This window comes from Hufsiella ginkgonis (assembly GCF_009834915.1).
Taxonomy (GTDB): Bacteria; Bacteroidota; Bacteroidia; order Sphingobacteriales; family Sphingobacteriaceae; genus Hufsiella; species Hufsiella ginkgonis.
In genome coordinates, this window is the sequence record NZ_WVHS01000004.1 from 290,334 (window position 1) to 307,865 (window position 17,532).

Genomic DNA, 17,532 nt, shown 5'->3' on the forward strand with positions numbered 1-17,532 from the left:
CAATCATGCCCATCATCCATTTAGAAACAAAGATCCATGCTCCCGTTTCAGCATGTTTCGACCTTTCCCGTGATATCGGCCTGCACCAGGCATCCATGGCGCATACAGCAGAAAAAGCTACAGCCGGCGTTACAAGCGGGTTGATCGAGCTGGGCGAAACCGTAAGCTGGAAGGCCCGCCACTTCGGAATGATCTTAAAAATGACGGTACACATCACTGAAATGCGTCCGCCGGTATTCTTCGCTGACGAAATGCTTCGCGGCCCGTTCAAAGCGTTCAGGCATACCCATACTTTTACCAGGAAAGAGGGCTTTACCCTTATGAGGGATGAACTGGTGTACCGGTCGCCCGGGGGGATGCTCGGCCGTCTTGCCGATAAACTCTTCCTCGAAAACTATATCATGCGCCTGCTTGAAATAAGAAACACTGTAATTAAACAAAAGGCCGAAACCACCCACACGTGAACACCTTAACAAATAAACTGGAGAAAAGCACCAGGAACTGGCTGCTTCTATTTATCACGGGACTTACCTTTAGCGGCATTACCGCATTCCCGATTGAAACAGAGCTGAAATTCCTTACCGAAAACGCGGGCTGGTTACCAAAAACCGCGCAGGACTGGGTAAATGCCGCATATACTGCGGTAAAAGCTACCAATAACCAGTATCCTTATCTTAGTTACGGCACCGACTGGCTCGCTTTTGCGCACCTGGTGCTCGCAGTTTCCTTCATCGGCCCGTTAAAAGACCCGGTTCGGAATATCTGGGTAGTACAATTCGGGATGATTGCCTGCGTGTTGGTGTTGCCGCTGGCGTTTATCGCAGGGCCCGTGCGCCATATTCCATTTTTCTGGCGGCTGGTAGATTGCTCTTTTGGAGTTTTTGGAATTATTCCGTTGTATATCACGTACAGGAAAATCAAAAGGCTGGAAACGTTAAGAGGCTAAAATTAGCCTGCTGTCATTTTACCGTTAAGGAGACGATCGATTTTCCCCAGCAGATCATTCATTTCGAATGGTTTCTCCAGGAAATCATTTGCACCCGCTTCTTCGGCAGATTTCCGGAGGTCCGTACTTGCAGAGACGAGGATCACCGGGATCCCGCGGGTAACCCGGTTATCCTTTAACTGTTTGCAGATGTCTCTTCCGTCCTCGCCCGACATCCAGATATCGAGCAATAAGAGGTCTGGGAGGTCACTTGTCATTCCCAGCAGCAATGATCCGTTCATGGTTGAGGCAACATCGTACCCTTCAAATTCCAGCATCATGCTCACTGCATCTACAATGCCCGGGTCATCATCGGCAATCATAATTTTTTTGATTTTTTCCATGTTAATTGCGGAAGGTAACTGCAAGTTATCTAAAATCACTTTTATTTCAGTCTTAGCTAAATTTTAATATTTTTAGATATACGCTCTCCGTTGCACAAGCGGGAATAACAAATTAACTGATGCTTTCCTCGTTGCGGCGAAAGCTGAAGGATATTTGGTGAAATAAAGTTTCCTAAGATCGCGCTCGAACAATAGCCGTTTAACCTGCGCGGCATCCTGCATTCCGTGACCATGATCATGGAAAATAAGTTAGAATCGTCGGATGCGGTAACATCGGCATGAACGAGTTTATCTCTAAACCTTACACAGCGACGGAATTGTTGGAAAGATAGACAAGCTATTGGGAAGCCGGAAGTATAAAGCCGAAAGCATAAAGCATCTTTGCGAAACTAAGGTTTATGCTTCCGGCTTTAATCTATTAAACCAGTTTCGCCTCAGACGAGATGGCGGTGTTCAACAATTTCGAGATCGGGCAATTAGCTTCCGCATCTTTTACTGCTTCCTGGAACTGTTCATCGCTGATGCCAGGTACAGAACCTTCAACCACCAGGTAAGATTTGGTGATCGAGCCGTTTTCAAAAGTGATCAGGCACCTAGTGGTCAGGCTGTCGGCGGTGAAGCCTTTCTCGTTCAGTACAAAGCTTAGTTTCATAGTAAAGCACCCGGAGTGAGCGGCGGCGACCAACTCCTCGGGATTTGTTCCTACGCCCTCAGCAAACCTCGTATTAAATGAATATTGAGTTTCGTTGAGCACGGTGCTCTGTGTAGTTAACGTTCCGTTTCCTTCTTTACCGGAACCATGCCATACGGCTGTCGCATTTCTGATCATATTGATGAGTTTAAATGAGGTGGCAATTTACAAATGTTTTTGCTCCCGGTCCATCTCCCCGATCTTAATATCCACCAACAGGCGAAACCAGAACGCCTGTAAAAAATGATAGAGAATCCCCGTCCGCCCGTCGAGAATTCCCAGCTGGAAAATCAGCCTGAAAATGAAGTAAAGACCGGGCCTGATATACCGCGGAAGCTTCCACCACAACAGTTTAAGCAGCGCCCGCCGCTGATCGGGCGTTCCATACAAACCTGGCTTGATCACCTGTACACGGATAAGCTCCCTGCGTTCGATCTCTTCCTGCGCAAAAAGATCGCTATACCGATTGTGCTTCTGAATCCAGAAAGAGATCACCCGGTCTTTCTGGTTATCTTCTACGAGGAAGCCATTTTTCCAATTAACCGATCTTCCGTGCACAACAAATCGGTGATCGGTATTTTCATTCAGATCTGAATAGCCGGCACCACGCCGGAACATTTTTAACTGGTACATCGGGTAGCAACCGCCGAACCTGATCCATTTCCCCTTAAAAAAGTATCTTCTGCGAAAATAGATGCCGTTTATGGCCGGATAGTCCTCATCCCGAAAGGCTCTGAGCGAGTCGAAGAGCTCCTTATCGGGTCGTTGATCAGCGTCCAGGCCTATGATCCACGGGGTATTTACCGGGAAAAGATCCAGCGCGACCTGCCATTGTACCGGATGATTATAGAAAGGATGTACTGCGGTGATCGCCCCGAATTGTTCACAAAGATCGAGCGTTCGGTCTGTACTGCCGGTATCCAATACATATACGGGTGCATTTAATCCGGAGATAGCGTTGAACAAACCAGGTAAATGACATTCTTCGTTATAAGTAAGAATAATGAATGAGAAGTGCGCCTCCATCAGCCTGTCTTAAATTTTCAAACACCCAGCAGCAACTGTACCTGCTTACGGTAACCCTCGAAGCCGAAGCTTTGGAGGCACAGCGACTGCACCTGCCTGCGGAGTGCCGGGTCAGGGCTCATTAACATGGTTTCGATCGCCGTGGTCATTCCCCCAATATCGTCCGGGTCGACCATTTTCCCGAGTTTTCCGTTTAATAACGCATCGGCGCTCCCGTCCTGGTTACCCCCGATGATGCAGGCGCCACAGGCTGCCGCCTCGATAAATACGATACCGAAACCTTCCCGGCGACTGGGCATCACAAATATGTCGGCCAGTTGATAAATATCCGGCAACAGGTTGTCCGGAATGAAGCCCGTAAAGCGCACGTCACCGGCAAGTCCGCGGTTGTTGATCAGCGTTTCAAGCCGCAGGCGCTCCGACCCGGCGGTTTGTCCGGCCAGGAGATAACAAATACCCGGAAACTTCGCCTTAAGCGACGGCAGGCACTCCAGTACCTGGTCATAACCTTTCTGCTCGTCGGGCGATACCAGGCGGGCGAGCGTCATCAGCACCGGCTGACCGGGGGTTAACCCATACTTCCTTAACAAGGCAGGCGGTTTTTTGAAATCGTCAGGCGGGACGAAAAAAGGATCGAGGCAATTGTTAAGCACGAAAATATCGCGTTCATCTGCCTGCTGCCGGGCACGTACCTCCTGCGCGGTAAAGTGGCTGACCGACCAGATCTTGAGCCGCCTGCTTCTTAACATCGCTTTCTCCCATGCTTTACCCGCCCTCCAGACCTCGGTGCCATGCGCGAAAACAGCGACCCTCTTTTGTGAAGAAAAAATATGTACCAGGCGAATCACCGGCAGCAGGTGGATATGACTCAGGATGATCATATCGCTGTCCAGTCCGGCAAGAAAGGATCGCCAGGCGAATAAGCCCCTCCGCCCCGCAAATGCCGTAAAATGCGAAGGTGGTAAGTATCGCAGATCCAGTTGTGAAGACCTGTCGTACGCAGAATACATCCGCATCCTGATCTTACCATCAACTTCAAGGTCGTATAACGCTTTCGCCATCGAACGGCACATTTTCTCAATTCCGCCGGTCACACTAAAAGTTCTCAGGGTGAGGAACAATATCTTTTGAACACCAGACATATGTTATAATTATATTTCTTTTTAATACAATTATATTAATTATAAAAATATTATTAAAGATTATTTTAACTTAAGCACTTAAAAGATCGTCATAAAAGAAAGGCGGCTCATTCCTGTAGCCGGGTTCAAATATTAAATCAAAAAAACCGACTTTTGCCCGTAATAGCCACACCCATGGAAGACTTACTCGAGCAAACCCGTTTATTACTTGAAGAGGGTAATGAGCGTAAACTTAAAAAGTTCCTCGACGAACAGAACATTTCCGGGGTAGCGCAGGTGGTAGACGAGATGCCTGAGCACGGCCCGAGGATCATCGAAACGCTTTCCGTCAACCGCGCCACCAATGTATTCAGGATCCTTGATTTCTCCGCGCAGCAGCGGATCCTGAAAAAGTTATCCGGTGAGCGGATCGCAGCAGTGATCAACCACCTTCCCCCGGATGACCGCACCGCCCTTTTCAGCCAGCTGCATGGGGATGTGGTTAAAAAACTCATTATCCTGCTTTCCCCGGAAGACCGGAAAGAAACACTTTCCCTGCTCGGGTATAAAGAAGACAGCGTAGGCAGGCTGATGACCCCCGATTATATTGCAGTAAACAAGAACTGGGATGTGACGCGGGTACTGAGCCATATCCGCCGCCACGGCAAAAATTCTGAAACGATCGACGTAATTTACATCATCGACGAAAATGGTGTTTTGCTTGACGATATCAGGATCCGCGAAATCCTGTTGGTAAAACCCGAAACTAAAATAAGCGAGCTGATGGACCAGCGCCTCATCGCGCTGCATGCGAACGACCCGCAGGAGGAAGCAATCGCCGTGTTCAGGATGAATAACCGCGTAGCTTTGCCGGTGGTCGATGAGGAGAACATTTTGCTGGGCATTGTTACGGTAGACGACATTCTCTGGATCGCTCACGAAGAATTCTCCGAAGACATCCAGAAGATCGGTGGTACGTCCGCCTTAAATGAACCTTACCTGGACATTTCGATCCCGAAACTCGTAAAGAAAAGGGTGGGCTGGCTCATCGTACTGTTCCTGGGCGAGATGTTAACGGCTACTGCGATGGGATTTTTCGAGGGCCAGATCGCGAAAGCCGTTGTATTAGCCTTATTTGTTCCCCTGATCATTTCCAGTGGCGGGAACAGCGGTTCGCAGGCGTCTACGCTGATCATCCAGGCCATGGCGCTGGGCGAGGTAACGCTGGCCGACTGGTGGAAGGTGATGCGGCGGGAGCTGATTTCGGGCACGTTACTGGGTATCACACTAGGCGTCATCGGGTTTTTCAGGATCTATTTATGGACTTTTTTCACCCCGATCTATGGCCCGCACTGGCACCTGGTGGGCTTAACCGTTTCCATTGCACTAACCGGTGTGGTGCTTTGGGGCTCGTTAACCGGGTCGATGCTTCCGCTGCTCCTTAAAAAACTGGGCGCAGATCCCGCCACTTCTTCCGCACCTTTTGTAGCGACGTTGGTGGATGTAACGGGCCTGATCATCTATTTCTCTATCGCGGTAATGCTGATGAAAGGGATCTTATTGTAATTAGCTGCTACGAAATGTCGAACAACCCGCTTGCCAGGTATTTCATCCCCGAATCGCAGGCTACGGTAACCACGTTATGACCCGGCCCGAGCTCCATCCCGATCTTGATGGCGGCCGCTACGTTAAGCCCGGTAGAAGTACCGCCGAAGATCCCTTCTTTGGCCGCCAGCAGGCGCGCCATGTTACGTGCTTCCGCTTCTTCGATCGTGCGGACGTCATCCAGATCGGCGGGTTTAAGTATGGGCGGCATAAACCCAACACTGATCCCATCCACCGTGTGCGACCCTTTGATGCCCGAGGAAACCAGCGGCGCCGATGCGGGCTCGAGCAGGATGATGCGCGTGTCTCCGTTCATTTCCCGCAGTACCTGCGACACGCCGGTAAGCATACCTGACGTTCCGGCGGCGGCGCAGAATACGGAGATCGGCTTTCCTACCTGGAGCAGGATTTCGTGCCCCATTTTACGATAACCCTTGAGCATATCCTTGTTTTCAAACTGGGCGGTCCAATAAATTTCGGGGCTGGAGCTCATTTTCTTTACACGCCTGATCATGGCCGGGACCAGGTCGGGAGTGATCTTACCGTTTTCCGCAGGAATGAGCTCGAGTTCGGCGCCAAACAGCTTCATGGACTGAAGTTTCTCTTTCGAAAACGCATCGGACGACACCACGCGGAAAGCATATCCTTTTACGGAACAAACAAAGGCGAGCGAGGTACCCGTATTACCCGCCGTAGCTTCCACCACCGTCATCCCCGGCTTTAGTTTACCCGATGCTTCCGCGCCGTCTATCATCGCCACCGCCATGCGGTCTTTGTAAGAGCCTGTCGGATTGAAGTACTCGAGCTTTACGTAAATATCGGCGCAATGCCCCGGAACGATACGCTGCAGTTTCACCATGGGCGTATTACCGATAGCATCGAGGATGGGGTGGCGGCTGGTCATATGTATGCGCGATTGACGTGCGAAAATAGTAATAACTTCCATTAAATGCTTGCTAAAATTGTTAGTCTTCAGTATGTTTGTTCCTGATGTACGCCATTGTAGATATTGAGACCACGGGAGGCCATGCCAGCGCAAACGGCATTACTGAAGTTGCGGTGGTGATACATGACGGCATACAGGTGGTACACCGATACCAGACATTGGTAAACCCGCATATGGACATCCCGGTGTACATTCGTGCGCTCACCGGCATTACCAACGAGATGGTACGCTCCGCGCCGTCGTTCCCGGGGATTGCGCGGGAATTATTTGAGCTGCTGCGCGATAAGATCTTTGTGGCGCACAACGTAAATTTCGACTACTCATTCATTAAACACCACCTGGCCGCCGCCGGGTACCAGCTGAACTGCAGGAAGCTTTGTACGGTCCGCCTGGGCCGGAAGATCTGGCCCGGTCTTCCTTCCTACAGCCTGGGGAAATTCACCAGGCAAATGGGGATCGCGATCACCGATCGTCACCGCGCCGCCGGCGATGCCGAAGCGACAGCCGTCCTGTTTGCGATGATGCTGAACAATGACCGCGATGGACATATCCGTTCCTTTCTCAGCCAGGGGTCCAAAGAACAGTCGCTCCCGCCCCATTTACCAAAAGAACAAGTGGCTGGATTGCCGCTCACCCCGGGCGTATACTATTTTCACGACAGTAAAGGGAAAGTGATCTATGTAGGCAAAGCCAAGAGCCTGAAGAAACGGGTGTGCAGCCATTTTGCCAACAACAGCGCGGGCAGGCAAAAGCAGGATTTCCTGCGAAACATCCATTCCGTTACCTACCAGGATTGCGGTACCGAGCTAATGGCCTTTATCCTGGAAGCCGTGGAGATCAAACGGCTTTGGCCGAAGTTTAACCGGGCCCAGAAAACGCTTGAGCATACCTGGGGGTTCTTCGTATTCGAGGACCAACGGGGTTACTTCCGCATCGCCATCGGGAAACGGCAAAAGTATACTAAACCCGTTTATACCTTCCGCAACCTGCCCGACGGCCATAACCTGTTACGAAGCCTGGTAGCGGACTTTAATCTTTGCCCCAAACTGTGCTTTATCCAGAAAAACAACCAGGTTTGCACAGGGATAGATTCAGGATCCTGTAAAGGCGCCTGCCAGCTGGAGGAACTACCGGGCGATTATAATCTTCGGGTAAAGACAGCCATGGAATGGTTAAAATCAGCCAGTCCAACATTCGCCATCGTAGACCAGGGACGCTCCATGGCCGAGCAAAGCTGCATTTTGGTGGAAGAAGGCAAATTTTACGGGATGGGCTACGTTCCTGCGGACGAATATCCCCGCGAGATCTCCGCCCTAAAAAACGTGCTTACCCCCTATCCGGGGAACGACTATATCCGCAACCTGGTACAGCATTATGCCAGCCGCTTCCCTGAGCGAAAAGTTTCTTTCGCGTTATAGCACGCCAAAAGTATATCCTTTTTCCGACCATACCTCGAGCGCCCGGGGAAGCGTATATTCCAGGCGGTCGAACGCTTTTAAACTATCGTGAAAAACAACAATCGACCCGTTTTCGGTATGCTTAAGAACATTTTGAAGGCACGCAGACGGGAGCAGGTTTACGTCGAAATCGCCGCTCAAAACATCCCACATTACGATCTCCAGCTTTCGCCCTGCGTGACGGTCGCTGTAACTGGCTGCCAGTTTCCTGCTTTGTGATTTGCGGATCCGGCCATACGGCGGCCTGAACAGGCTGGAAGAAACCAGTGTATCGCATCGCATCGCATTGTTTACATAAACCGTGTCTTCGGTATCCCATCCTTTCAGGTGATTATACGTATGGTTGCCTACGTGATGCCCGTCTCGTTTTAATGCTGCAAAAACCTCCGGATGTTTTTGGATATTGTCGCCTATGCAGAAAAAAGTGGCTTTCGCGTTAAATAGCCGCAAAGTTTTTAGTACAAAAGGTGTAACAACTGGTATAGGGCCATCGTCAAAGGTGAGATAAATGACTTTTTCCTTTCTGCTCCGGCGCCATAAAAAGGCAGGATACCACCAGCGCAAAAGAAACGGGGTTTTTACCAGGTACATGGGGTAAATATAAATTTATTACGAAGATAGCCCGTATAGGCTTATTTTAGAGGAGTTAAATAAAACTATGGATTCTATTTTTACCCTGGTCAAGGCCGGTAGTTTCGCAAAGCGATTGACAGCAGTTACCGCAGTTTGCGCCTTATTGAGCCAAACCGAAATAAAGGCGCAGGAAAAGATCACACTGCAGCAGGCCGTGGAATACACCCTGAAGAACAACCTGCAGATCAAACAGGCCGCACTGGGCGAAGCGCTGACCGAAGAATCGCTTAAGCTCTCTAAGCTGGCACTTTACCCCACGCTGAACGCCTCCAACAACCTCAACTTCAGCTTCGGACGCAGCGAAGACCCTACTACCCGGCAATTCGCCAATACGCAGATCACCAACTTAAACAGCTCGGTTTCGTCGAACGTTACATTGTTCCAGGGGTTCCAGAAATTAAACCAGATCGCCCAGAATAAGTACCAGCTGGAGGCCGACAAGAGCTATACCAATAAGATCAAGAACGACCTGCTGCTGCTGGTGGTGAGTACTTATCTCCAGGTACTGGTCAACACCGACTTATTAACGGCCGCACAACAACAGCTTGGTTACTCTAACCAGCAGATGGACCGGGTACAGAAATTATTCGATGTAGGTAACAATACGACCGCCGACCTCTCGCAGGCAAAATCACAGGTGGCCACCGCCGACCTGAATGTGATCAACGCACAAAACCAGCTGGATATTTCTTACCTCAACCTGGCACAGCTGATGGAGCGCGACCCGGCTCAACGCTTCCAGGTAGTATTACCGGCGGTAGAGGTAGGCGCCATAAACACGAATCTGGACCCCGTGCAATTGTTCATCCGCTCTGCGGAAATTTATCCCGACATTAAGTTAGCCGGCTACAACAGGCTGGTTGCCGAAAAATCGGTGGAAATAGCCCGCGGAAGCTACCTGCCGCGTTTAACCCTTGGCGGCAATTTAAGCTCCGGCTATTCCGACAGCCGGCGCCGCCTCAACCCAGTTACCAATACATTAGAGGATTATCCTTTCATCAATCAGTACCAGGATAACTTCAGCCAGTCAATCGGCCTGTCGTTAGCCATCCCGATTTTTAACGGATCCAGCGCACGGATCGGTGTTCGCAGGGCGAAGATCAATCTTCAAAACGCGGTGATCGCCGAACAGTTACAGAAAAACAACCTGAATAAAACCATTAACCAGGCCGTGCTCGATCTCCGCGCGGCGGAAAAAAGCTATTATTCGTCGCAGAGCGCCTTCAGCTCTTCGCAAGACGCGTTCAATGCAACCCAGCAGCGGTACACGGTAGGACTGGTAAATTCCCTGGACTTTAACCAGGCACAGATCAATTTAAATACCGCGCAGTTTAACCTGATCCAGGCGAAGTATAACCTGATATTCCGTAACAAAGTGATCGATTACTACCTGGGAAATCCTCTAACCTTTTAATCAATTAAAGTTTCAATAGCACAATGAAGAAGAAAAACAATACGCTGAAATACGTCCTGATCGGGCTTGGGGTCGTTTTGATCCTGGTAATTGCAGGAAGTAAGCTCGGCTGGTTTGGCAAGGGCGACGTCACCCAGGTTGCGACCGATAAGTCAGAAAAACGCTCCATTAAAGAAACCGTATCTGCCAGCGGAAAGATCCAGCCGGAAGTTGAGGTAAAACTCAGCTCGGAGGTTTCCGGTGAAATCGTAGAGCTATCGGTAAAAGAAGGCGACGTGGTTAAAAAAGGCCAGCTGCTTTGTAAGGTCCGCCCGGACATTCTGCAATCGGGCTACAACCGCGCAGTGGCCTCGTTAAACAGCCAGAAAGCTTCGCTTGCCGGTACCGAGCAGCAGTTAAAACAGGCACAGGCTAATTTCAAGAATACGGAGGCTGTTTTTAAAAGAAGTTCGGAACTTTATAAACAAAAAGTACTTTCGGCTTCTGAGTATGATGCCGCCGAGGCACAATATACTTCCGCAAAAGCGAATCTTGAAGCGTTGCGCCAGAACGTGATCGGTTCCCGCTACGGTATCGACCAATCATCGGCGATGGTGAAAGAAGCCGGCGACAACCTGGCAAAGGCCACTATTTTCGCGCCGGTTGACGGTGTGATCTCTAAGCTTTCGGTAGAGCTTGGCGAGCGTGTGGTAGGAACGGCTCAAATGGCAGGTACCGAGATCATGCGCATTTCGAACCTGAACACCATGGAAGCGAGTGTTGACGTGAACGAAAGCGACATCAACCGTGTGTCGCTAAATAACGAGGCGGAGATCGAGATCGACGCTTTCCAGGGAAAGAAATTCAAAGGCGTGGTAACAGAGATCGGAAGCTCTGCAAACGTGGCAGGTACCAGCGCAGACCAGGTGACCAACTTTACCGTAAAGGTGCGGATGCTCCCTGAATCCTATGCGGCGCTGATAAAAAGCGGCAACGCCAACACCTCTCCCTTCCGCCCGGGATTGTCGGCGACCGTGGATATCCAGACCAATAAAGTAACCGGGATTGCCATTCCTATCCAGGCGGTAACCACACGCGAAGAAGATAAACCGAAAGGCGATGCCGGGAAAGGCCCGCAAAGCGGAAATAACAACAATTCTTCGCAGCAAAATGAGAAGAAATCTGATGAGCCGGTGAAAGAGTACGTATTCGTTTACAGCGCCGGAAAAGTAAAACAGGTATTGGTTACCACCGGGATCCAGGACGATACTTATATCCAGGTGCTGAGCGGATTAAAAGGTGGCGAAGAAGTAGTCTCCCGCCCGTTTAATGCCATTTCCCGGACACTGAAGGACGGCATGGCAGTAGAGAAGGTGAGCAAAGAGAAACTCTTCACTCCTGAGAAAAAATAGTTTTTAGTTAAAAACGATTAACTTGTCCCCGTGAATGGCACTGCCGTTCGGGGACATTTTATTTTATGGAAACATTAACACCCAGGATCGGTATCATTGGCGGGGGAAGCTGGGCCACAGCCATCGTCAAGATGCTGTGCGACAATGACCAGGACAAAGAAATTTACTGGTGGATGCGAAGCGCACAAACGGCCGATCACATCCGGAAGTACCGCCACAACCCGAGTTACCTGAGCTCGGTGGAGATCCGCGTGCCGGCAACGAACATCAGCAACCACATTCGCGAAACCATTGCGCGGGTAGATATCCTGCTTCTTAACGTACCGGCCGCTTTTTTGAAAGAGGCGCTTACCGGCATCGAACCTTCCGACCTCCGCGGCAAGAAGATCGTATCAGCCATTAAAGGCATCGTGCCGGATGAGAACATGATCATCGGTGAGTTTATGCACGTGCGCTATGGCATTCCCTTTACCGATATCGTGGTGATCAGCGGCCCCTGTCACGCCGAAGAAGTGGCGCTGGAGAAACTCTCCTACCTGACAATCGCCTCGAGCGACACCAAATTCGCCGCCGTATTTGCCGCGCTGGTTAATACAAGGTATATCAAAACTAACGTGTCCGACGATATTTACGGCACTGAGTACGCTGCTGTGCTGAAGAATATTTATGCCATCGCCAGCGGGATCTGTCACGGTGTAGGCTATGGCGACAACTTCCAGGCAGTACTGATCTCCAATGCCATCCGCGAGATAAAACGGTTCGTGGACGCCGTGCACCCCATTAACCGCGATATCAAAGAATCGGCCTACCTGGGCGATCTGCTGGTTACCGCTTATTCGCAGTTTAGCAGGAACCGTACCTTCGGGAACATGATCGGTAAAGGATATACGGTCCGCTCTGCGCAATTAGAAATGAACATGATCGCTGAGGGATATTACGCCGTGAAATGCCTTTACGAGATCAACCGTAACTACGAGGTGAACATGCCTATTTGTAAAGCGGTGTACGCGATCTTATATGAGCGGCAATCTCCCGGCGTAACCATGAGGGCCTTATCCGAAGTACTCTCTTAGCCGTGACCGGGTAATTTCCACTACTCTTTTCCAAAACTTAGTGCCGAAGGGGTTGTTATCTTTTCAAATACCTACTCATATGAAAAAGACAACAAGTTTACTGATGGTGCTTGCCGGAGTAGCAGCCGTTAGCGCCGTGGTGATATACCGCAAAAAATTCGGCACCGACTTTACCGGGCGAATTGCCGATACCCTCAACGAAGCCGGCAACAAGATACGCCGCTATGGCCGGCAGTTAAAAGACCGGTTGATGCATGATGTACACGGACCCAACGGCGAGCACGTTTATGCGGATATGTACGACAGGCACTTTTACGAAGATCCGCAAGGAAAAAGGATCTACCTGGAAACGACCTAGGGCTATCGTACCGGAACGGCCTGTATCCATCGGCCTTAATAATTTCCGTGGATACAGGCCGCTTTCTCTCCTCTTATTATTGCCTCAGGTAAACACTTTTATCGGTGGATTTAAAGATCAGGTTGATACCGCCGCCGTTAAGCTTACCTTTGATCCGCTCTGCTTGGCGGCCGCCAATCGCATAGGAGTACGTTGAAGCCGGGTATTCCATTATATATCGCTTGCCATCAGTTAATTTCCCCGTTGATTGACCCGTTATCCCCGCAACTTCAACCACCTGCGTGCCTGGTTGAGCCACGATAGTAGCGGACTGTCCGTTAGTTGTCGCAATTGCCGGATTCTTACCGGATATGCCGCTGCCGGTTATGGCTGTTATCTCTTTATCGCTCTCGGCTTTTTCTATGCTGATGTCGAATTCCTTTGCCGCGTAAAGCTTCCCGGCCTGGCTGCTGAGCTCGATGTTTGCTTTTGTCGTAGCAGGAAGGGTAACATCAACATAATCGTGTACGGAAATGATAGATACGGGCCCTTTTATGTCACCTTTAAAAACCGCTTCCACCGACCCATATAATGTTGTTACGTTCATGGGCCCCGTGTTATACTCGAGCCTCACTTTATTGTTATTTGCAAACACCTCTATTTCGCCTTTAAGGTTTTTAAGGAGCAGAGTTTCCGCTGGTCCGCTCCTGTAGGCCCAATCGAAGTCATTGCGATTGGAAAATGACACTTTCATATTTTCAGGCACCTTGATCGTGAGCGTACCGATCGATTTTTTGGCCACCAGTTTTACGCTTACGTCGGTACCGTTTTCTGTTACACTGATGCCCAGACCGGTGTTATCTGTATACCCGGTACTGTTGATGTTCACCAGCCCTTTTGCCCGCTCGTCCGGCTCCGGAGCCTCTATCGCCTGCCCCGAAAAAATGATCTCCTTCCCGTTATAACCTTCAATGATGGCGTTGGTAAGATTAATCTTGAGATTTCCTGTTGATTTGGTTAAACGATATTCTTTTTGCGCCCGGGCCAGTATGCCGGCGCTTAAAAGGATGAGTAATAATGTTAGCGTCTTTTTCATTTTATGGATATTTAAGCGTGTTAAGATTTATTGTTAAAGTTTGTTCTGGTTGAGCAGCACCAGGTAAGCACGGTCCCTTACCGCATCCGTGGTTTCCGGATTGCCAGCCAATGCATAGAGCCGTTCGTCGAGCCGCCTGTCATTAACCCGCGACAGGAGATCGATCAGTCCAAGCTGTACCAGCGGATCTTGCTGACTCGTAAGCGATTGCAGGAATACCCCCGCTACATAACTGTTATTGGCATATTTCCCGGCAAGGTCCAGTACGGCCAGCCGCACATTGCTATTGGGATCGTGATTAAGCGTTTTGGCGAGGTTGTCGACGATCTCTGCGTTCATCACTTCCGATTCACGGATCTTAAGCACCGCCGTTAAACGGGTGCTTGCAGAACTACTGTCGGCCAGGTCGTTGTATATGGCGCTGATGTTTACGCCAGCCTGGTCCCGCTTGCCTTTTTTTAACACGGATGGACCGGACCTTGAATACGTCGCCCTGGCAATATGATCCGTTTGGGTTCCTGCTACGCTCTTGCCCGTGTCAGCCATAGCGGTCTGCGGGACTTTAGGTGCCGCTCCCATGGCACGAGGCGCTACGATCGCATGGCGGTTTCGTTGGTTCAACACCAGGTAGGTCAAAGAAAGCATCAGCATTACCGATGCTGCCGCCATCCATTTATGACCGGCGAAGAGGCGGAACACGTTCTTCTCTTTCTTCGGAAGTGTTTGTAATCCTTCCCTGATCCTGAGGTAAACTGACTCCGAAGGTTCGAGATGATCGAAGTCATCCCGGTTCTCCTGTACATATTTTTTTAATTGATCATCCATGATACGCTTTGTCTTTTAGAGATGATAAGATCTTCTTCCTGGCACGATGGTACTGCGTCCGGACGGTAGCGTGCGAGATACCAAGCATCATTGCAATCTCTTCCTGGGATATATTCTCGAAAAGGTAAAGACACACCACCGTTTTGTAACCCTGGGGCAGGTTATCGATACTGTTCCTGATATCCTCCAGCTTATTTTCCATGAGCTCGTTGTCTTCCGCATCGTCGAATACTTCATCACTCATTTCCATATAATCTATTTCTGAAAACTCGATCTTCTTTTTTCGTAAATGAGAAATAGCCTTGTTGATAGCGACTCTCTTTGCCCATGCTTCAAAATTCTGTATCCTGCTCGATTGGGCGACCTCTCTAAAAACGGTTATGAACGTTTCCTGGAGAATATCTTCTGCTTCGGCGGTATGCGACACGAACCGGTGTATCGAGTTGTAAACACGCCGTGCATATCGCTGGTACAACCCGCTATAACCAAGATCGCGGTTTGCCTGGCATAAGGCAATTAGTTCGCTATCGCTTTTGTTTGCTGTTTGGCCCAATGTGTAAGCTTGTATGGGATATAAAGTAGTTTCTAAAGGGAAGTCGTGCACAACCGGCGATTGTTGCATGTACCGGATAGAAAAGCATAAAAAAAACCGCCTCATAATTAACTTACGAGACGGTTTCTTTATCATCTATGGGTTTGCGACTACCATTTCTTCTTCCTGTCGCCTCCGCTCCTGTCCTCCCGGCGTTTGCCGGAAAAATCGCGGAAGCCGCCCCCGCTATCACGACGGTCACCGCCGGAACGGCGATCTCCGCGGAACGAACCACCGCCGCCGAAGCTGCGTTCGCCACGGTTACCGCCTGAGCTTTCCATTCCGCGATCGCCTGCAAGTTCGATCCTCACTTTACGACCCTGGTAATCTACCGACTTGAACGCTTGCTGCACCTGGTCGGCCACTGCGTTCTCCACCTCGAAAAAGGTGTAAACACCTTTCAGGTCGATCTTACCCACCGCTTTTCCGCTGATCTTGCCCTGGCTGCAAATGAATCCCAGCATATCGCCACGAGTGAAATCGTCTACAGAACCGAGATTCATGAACAAACGGGTGTACTCGCTCTTTCCGCCGTTGCGCGGGAACCGATCGCCGGTACGCTCGAAACCGCGCTCGTCACCGGCATTCAGGTCCGGTGCATTCTGGTAATATTCCAGGAAGCGGTTAAACTCGAGGGAAGCGAAACGTTTAATAATGTCTTCCTTCGAGAGGTCTTTAAACTCGTCCATGATCCTTGGAATATACTGCTCGATCTGCTCCTCGTTCACTTCCACATTATGTACTTTATGCACCAACGCGAAGAGTTGCTTTTCACAAACATCGAACCCGTTCGGGATCTCCGCTTTGGTGAACTGCTTGCCGATCACACGCTCGATCTGGCGGATCTTGCCCAGCTCTTTAGAATTGATGATGGCGATCGATACACCGGTTTTACCGGCACGTGCGGTACGGCCGCTCCTGTGCGTGTAGTTTTCGATCTCATCCGGCAATGAATAGTTAATTACGTGGGTAACGTCGTTCACGTCGATCCCGCGTGCGGCTACGTCGGTAGCGATAAGCAACTGGAGGCTGCGTTCACGGTAACGTTTCATTACCTTATCACGCTGCTGCTGCGAAAGGTCGCCGTGAAGCGAATCGGCGTTGTAGCCGTCCTTGATCAAGGCTTCAGCGATCTCCTGGGTTTCGATCTTGGTACGGCAAAACACGATACCGAAGATCTCCGGGTTAAAGTCGACGATACGCTTAAATGCCGCATACTTATCGCGCGCACGCACCACGTAATATTCGTGGTCGATGTTCACGTTGCCGGTATTTTTGGTACCCATGGTTAACTCATGGGGATCGGTCATGTATTTTTTTGCGATCCTGCGCACTTCCATCGGCATAGTAGCCGAGAAAAGCCAGGTTTTCTTGTCTTCAGGTGTGGTCGAAAGGATGCTGTCGATATCTTCCTGGAAACCCATGTTGAGCATTTCGTCGGCCTCATCAAGTACGACAAAACGTACTTCGGAGAAATCGATTGCTTTACGGTTCAGGATGTCGAGCATACGTCCCGGGGTAGCCACCACGATCTGTACGCCTTTGCGGATCGCGCGAAGCTGGTCCATGATACTGGCACCGCCGTATACGGCCACTACGTTTGCATTTTTAATGTTTTTCGCGTAGTTGTTTATGTCTTTGGTGATCTGTAAACAAAGTTCGCGGGTTGGGCATAGAACTAATGCCTGGGGATGATTTTGGTTAAAGTCCAGTAGTTCTAACAAAGGCAGGCCAAATGCTGCCGTCTTACCGGTTCCTGTTTGAGCTAATCCGACAAAATCGTTGCTGCCTGAAAGTAATACCGGGATGGCTTGTTCCTGGATCGGTGTGGGAGTTTCAAATCCCAAATCAGTGATGGCATTAACAATATCATGACGGATACCCAACGTACTAAATGGGTTCATGATAAATTATAAAGCTTCCTGGCGTCATTGCCTAAAAGCGGTGCAAAGGTACGGTTTATTATTGGCAATAAAAAGCTACCCGGAGCCTATAG

General features: G+C 50.0%; 18 protein-coding genes. 8 read left to right on the forward strand and 10 right to left on the reverse strand.

The annotated features are described in order from the left end of the window. Positions 1 to 5: 5 nt before the first annotated feature. Together GS398_RS17505 and GS398_RS17510 are read left to right on the forward strand one after the other, a co-directional pair. The gene (locus GS398_RS17505) at positions 6 to 464 is read left to right on the forward strand and encodes an SRPBCC family protein (RefSeq protein WP_160908108.1); all 459 of its coding nucleotides are present in this window, start codon (positions 6 to 8) and stop codon (positions 462 to 464) included. Next, positions 461 to 946, forward strand: a complete 486-nt coding sequence (locus tag GS398_RS17510; protein ID WP_202406117.1) for a hypothetical protein — start codon at positions 461 to 463, stop codon at positions 944 to 946. The genes GS398_RS17505 and GS398_RS17510 overlap by 4 nt, the downstream gene beginning before the upstream one ends. 2 nt (positions 947 to 948) lie before the next feature. On the opposite strand, the gene GS398_RS17515 is transcribed toward GS398_RS17510, so the two are convergent. From GS398_RS17515 to GS398_RS17530, 4 genes are all read right to left on the reverse strand, one after another. Continuing rightward, positions 949 to 1,329 (reverse strand): response regulator, encoded by a 381-nt coding sequence (locus GS398_RS17515; protein ID WP_160908109.1) that lies wholly within the window; start codon positions 1,327 to 1,329, stop codon positions 949 to 951. A 418-nt stretch (positions 1,330 to 1,747) separates the two neighbouring features. Further along, on the reverse strand, positions 1,748 to 2,158 hold the full coding sequence (locus GS398_RS17520) for an OsmC family protein (protein WP_202406118.1): 411 nt from the start codon (positions 2,156 to 2,158) through the stop codon (positions 1,748 to 1,750). A gap of 27 nt (positions 2,159 to 2,185) precedes the next feature. Continuing rightward, positions 2,186 to 3,046 carry a glycosyltransferase family 2 protein gene (locus tag GS398_RS17525; protein ID WP_160908110.1) on the reverse strand — a complete coding sequence of 287 codons (861 nt, stop codon included), beginning with the start codon at positions 3,044 to 3,046 and terminating at the stop codon, positions 2,186 to 2,188. Positions 3,047 to 3,063: 17 nt separating this feature from the next. Then, the gene (locus GS398_RS17530) at positions 3,064 to 4,188 is read right to left on the reverse strand and encodes a glycosyltransferase family 4 protein (RefSeq protein ID WP_160908111.1); all 1,125 of its coding nucleotides are present in this window, start codon (positions 4,186 to 4,188) and stop codon (positions 3,064 to 3,066) included. A gap of 174 nt (positions 4,189 to 4,362) precedes the next feature. Between GS398_RS17530 and mgtE the strand changes: the two genes are divergently transcribed. Then, positions 4,363 to 5,733, forward strand: a complete 1,371-nt coding sequence (gene mgtE / locus GS398_RS17535; RefSeq protein WP_160908112.1) for a magnesium transporter — start codon at positions 4,363 to 4,365, stop codon at positions 5,731 to 5,733. 7 nt (positions 5,734 to 5,740) lie between these two features. Here the strand turns inward: mgtE and GS398_RS17540 are convergent, their stop codons facing one another. Further along, on the reverse strand, positions 5,741 to 6,718 hold the full coding sequence (locus GS398_RS17540; RefSeq protein WP_202406119.1) for a PLP-dependent cysteine synthase family protein: 978 nt from the start codon (positions 6,716 to 6,718) through the stop codon (positions 5,741 to 5,743). A 44-nt stretch (positions 6,719 to 6,762) separates the two neighbouring features. On the opposite strand from GS398_RS17540, the gene GS398_RS17545 reads away from it, so the two are divergent. Continuing rightward, complete coding sequence (locus tag GS398_RS17545; protein ID WP_160908113.1) at positions 6,763 to 8,136, forward strand: exonuclease domain-containing protein; 1,374 nt, start codon at positions 6,763 to 6,765, stop codon at positions 8,134 to 8,136. Here GS398_RS17545 and GS398_RS17550 read toward each other — a convergent pair. After that, positions 8,131 to 8,766 (reverse strand): polysaccharide deacetylase family protein, encoded by a 636-nt coding sequence (locus GS398_RS17550; RefSeq protein WP_160908114.1) that lies wholly within the window; start codon positions 8,764 to 8,766, stop codon positions 8,131 to 8,133. The two genes, GS398_RS17545 and GS398_RS17550, sit on opposite strands and share 6 nt — an antisense overlap. A gap of 67 nt (positions 8,767 to 8,833) precedes the next feature. On the opposite strand from GS398_RS17550, the gene GS398_RS17555 reads away from it, so the two are divergent. From GS398_RS17555 to GS398_RS17570, 4 genes are all read left to right on the forward strand, one after another. Beyond that, positions 8,834 to 10,222: a TolC family protein gene (locus GS398_RS17555; protein WP_160908115.1), complete on the forward strand. Its 1,389-nt coding sequence runs from the start codon at positions 8,834 to 8,836 to the stop codon at positions 10,220 to 10,222. A 23-nt stretch (positions 10,223 to 10,245) separates the two neighbouring features. Beyond that, entirely contained in the window at positions 10,246 to 11,613 is a 1,368-nt protein-coding gene (locus GS398_RS17560; RefSeq protein WP_160908116.1) for an efflux RND transporter periplasmic adaptor subunit, read from the forward strand. A 65-nt stretch (positions 11,614 to 11,678) separates the two neighbouring features. Further along, positions 11,679 to 12,686, forward strand: coding sequence for an NAD(P)H-dependent glycerol-3-phosphate dehydrogenase (locus GS398_RS17565; protein ID WP_160908117.1), 1,008 nt, complete (start codon positions 11,679 to 11,681; stop codon positions 12,684 to 12,686). A gap of 79 nt (positions 12,687 to 12,765) precedes the next feature. Beyond that, the gene (locus GS398_RS17570) at positions 12,766 to 13,044 is read left to right on the forward strand and encodes a hypothetical protein (protein WP_160908118.1); all 279 of its coding nucleotides are present in this window, start codon (positions 12,766 to 12,768) and stop codon (positions 13,042 to 13,044) included. Between the two features lie 76 nt (positions 13,045 to 13,120). Here GS398_RS17570 and GS398_RS17575 read toward each other — a convergent pair whose 3' ends face one another. From GS398_RS17575 to GS398_RS17590, 4 genes are all read right to left on the reverse strand, one after another. Further along, entirely contained in the window at positions 13,121 to 14,119 is a 999-nt protein-coding gene (locus GS398_RS17575; protein WP_160908119.1) for a DUF4097 family beta strand repeat-containing protein, read from the reverse strand. Positions 14,120 to 14,152: 33 nt separating this feature from the next. Continuing rightward, positions 14,153 to 14,944 carry a HEAT repeat domain-containing protein gene (locus GS398_RS17580; RefSeq protein WP_160908120.1) on the reverse strand — a complete coding sequence of 264 codons (792 nt, stop codon included), beginning with the start codon at positions 14,942 to 14,944 and terminating at the stop codon, positions 14,153 to 14,155. After that, the gene (locus GS398_RS17585; RefSeq protein WP_160908121.1) at positions 14,937 to 15,566 is read right to left on the reverse strand and encodes an RNA polymerase sigma factor; all 630 of its coding nucleotides are present in this window, start codon (positions 15,564 to 15,566) and stop codon (positions 14,937 to 14,939) included. Before GS398_RS17585 ends, GS398_RS17580 begins: the two co-directional genes overlap by 8 nt. Positions 15,567 to 15,646: 80 nt before the next feature. Continuing rightward, positions 15,647 to 17,440, reverse strand: a complete 1,794-nt coding sequence (locus GS398_RS17590; protein WP_160908122.1) for a DEAD/DEAH box helicase — start codon at positions 17,438 to 17,440, stop codon at positions 15,647 to 15,649. Positions 17,441 to 17,532: the final 92 nt, after the last annotated feature.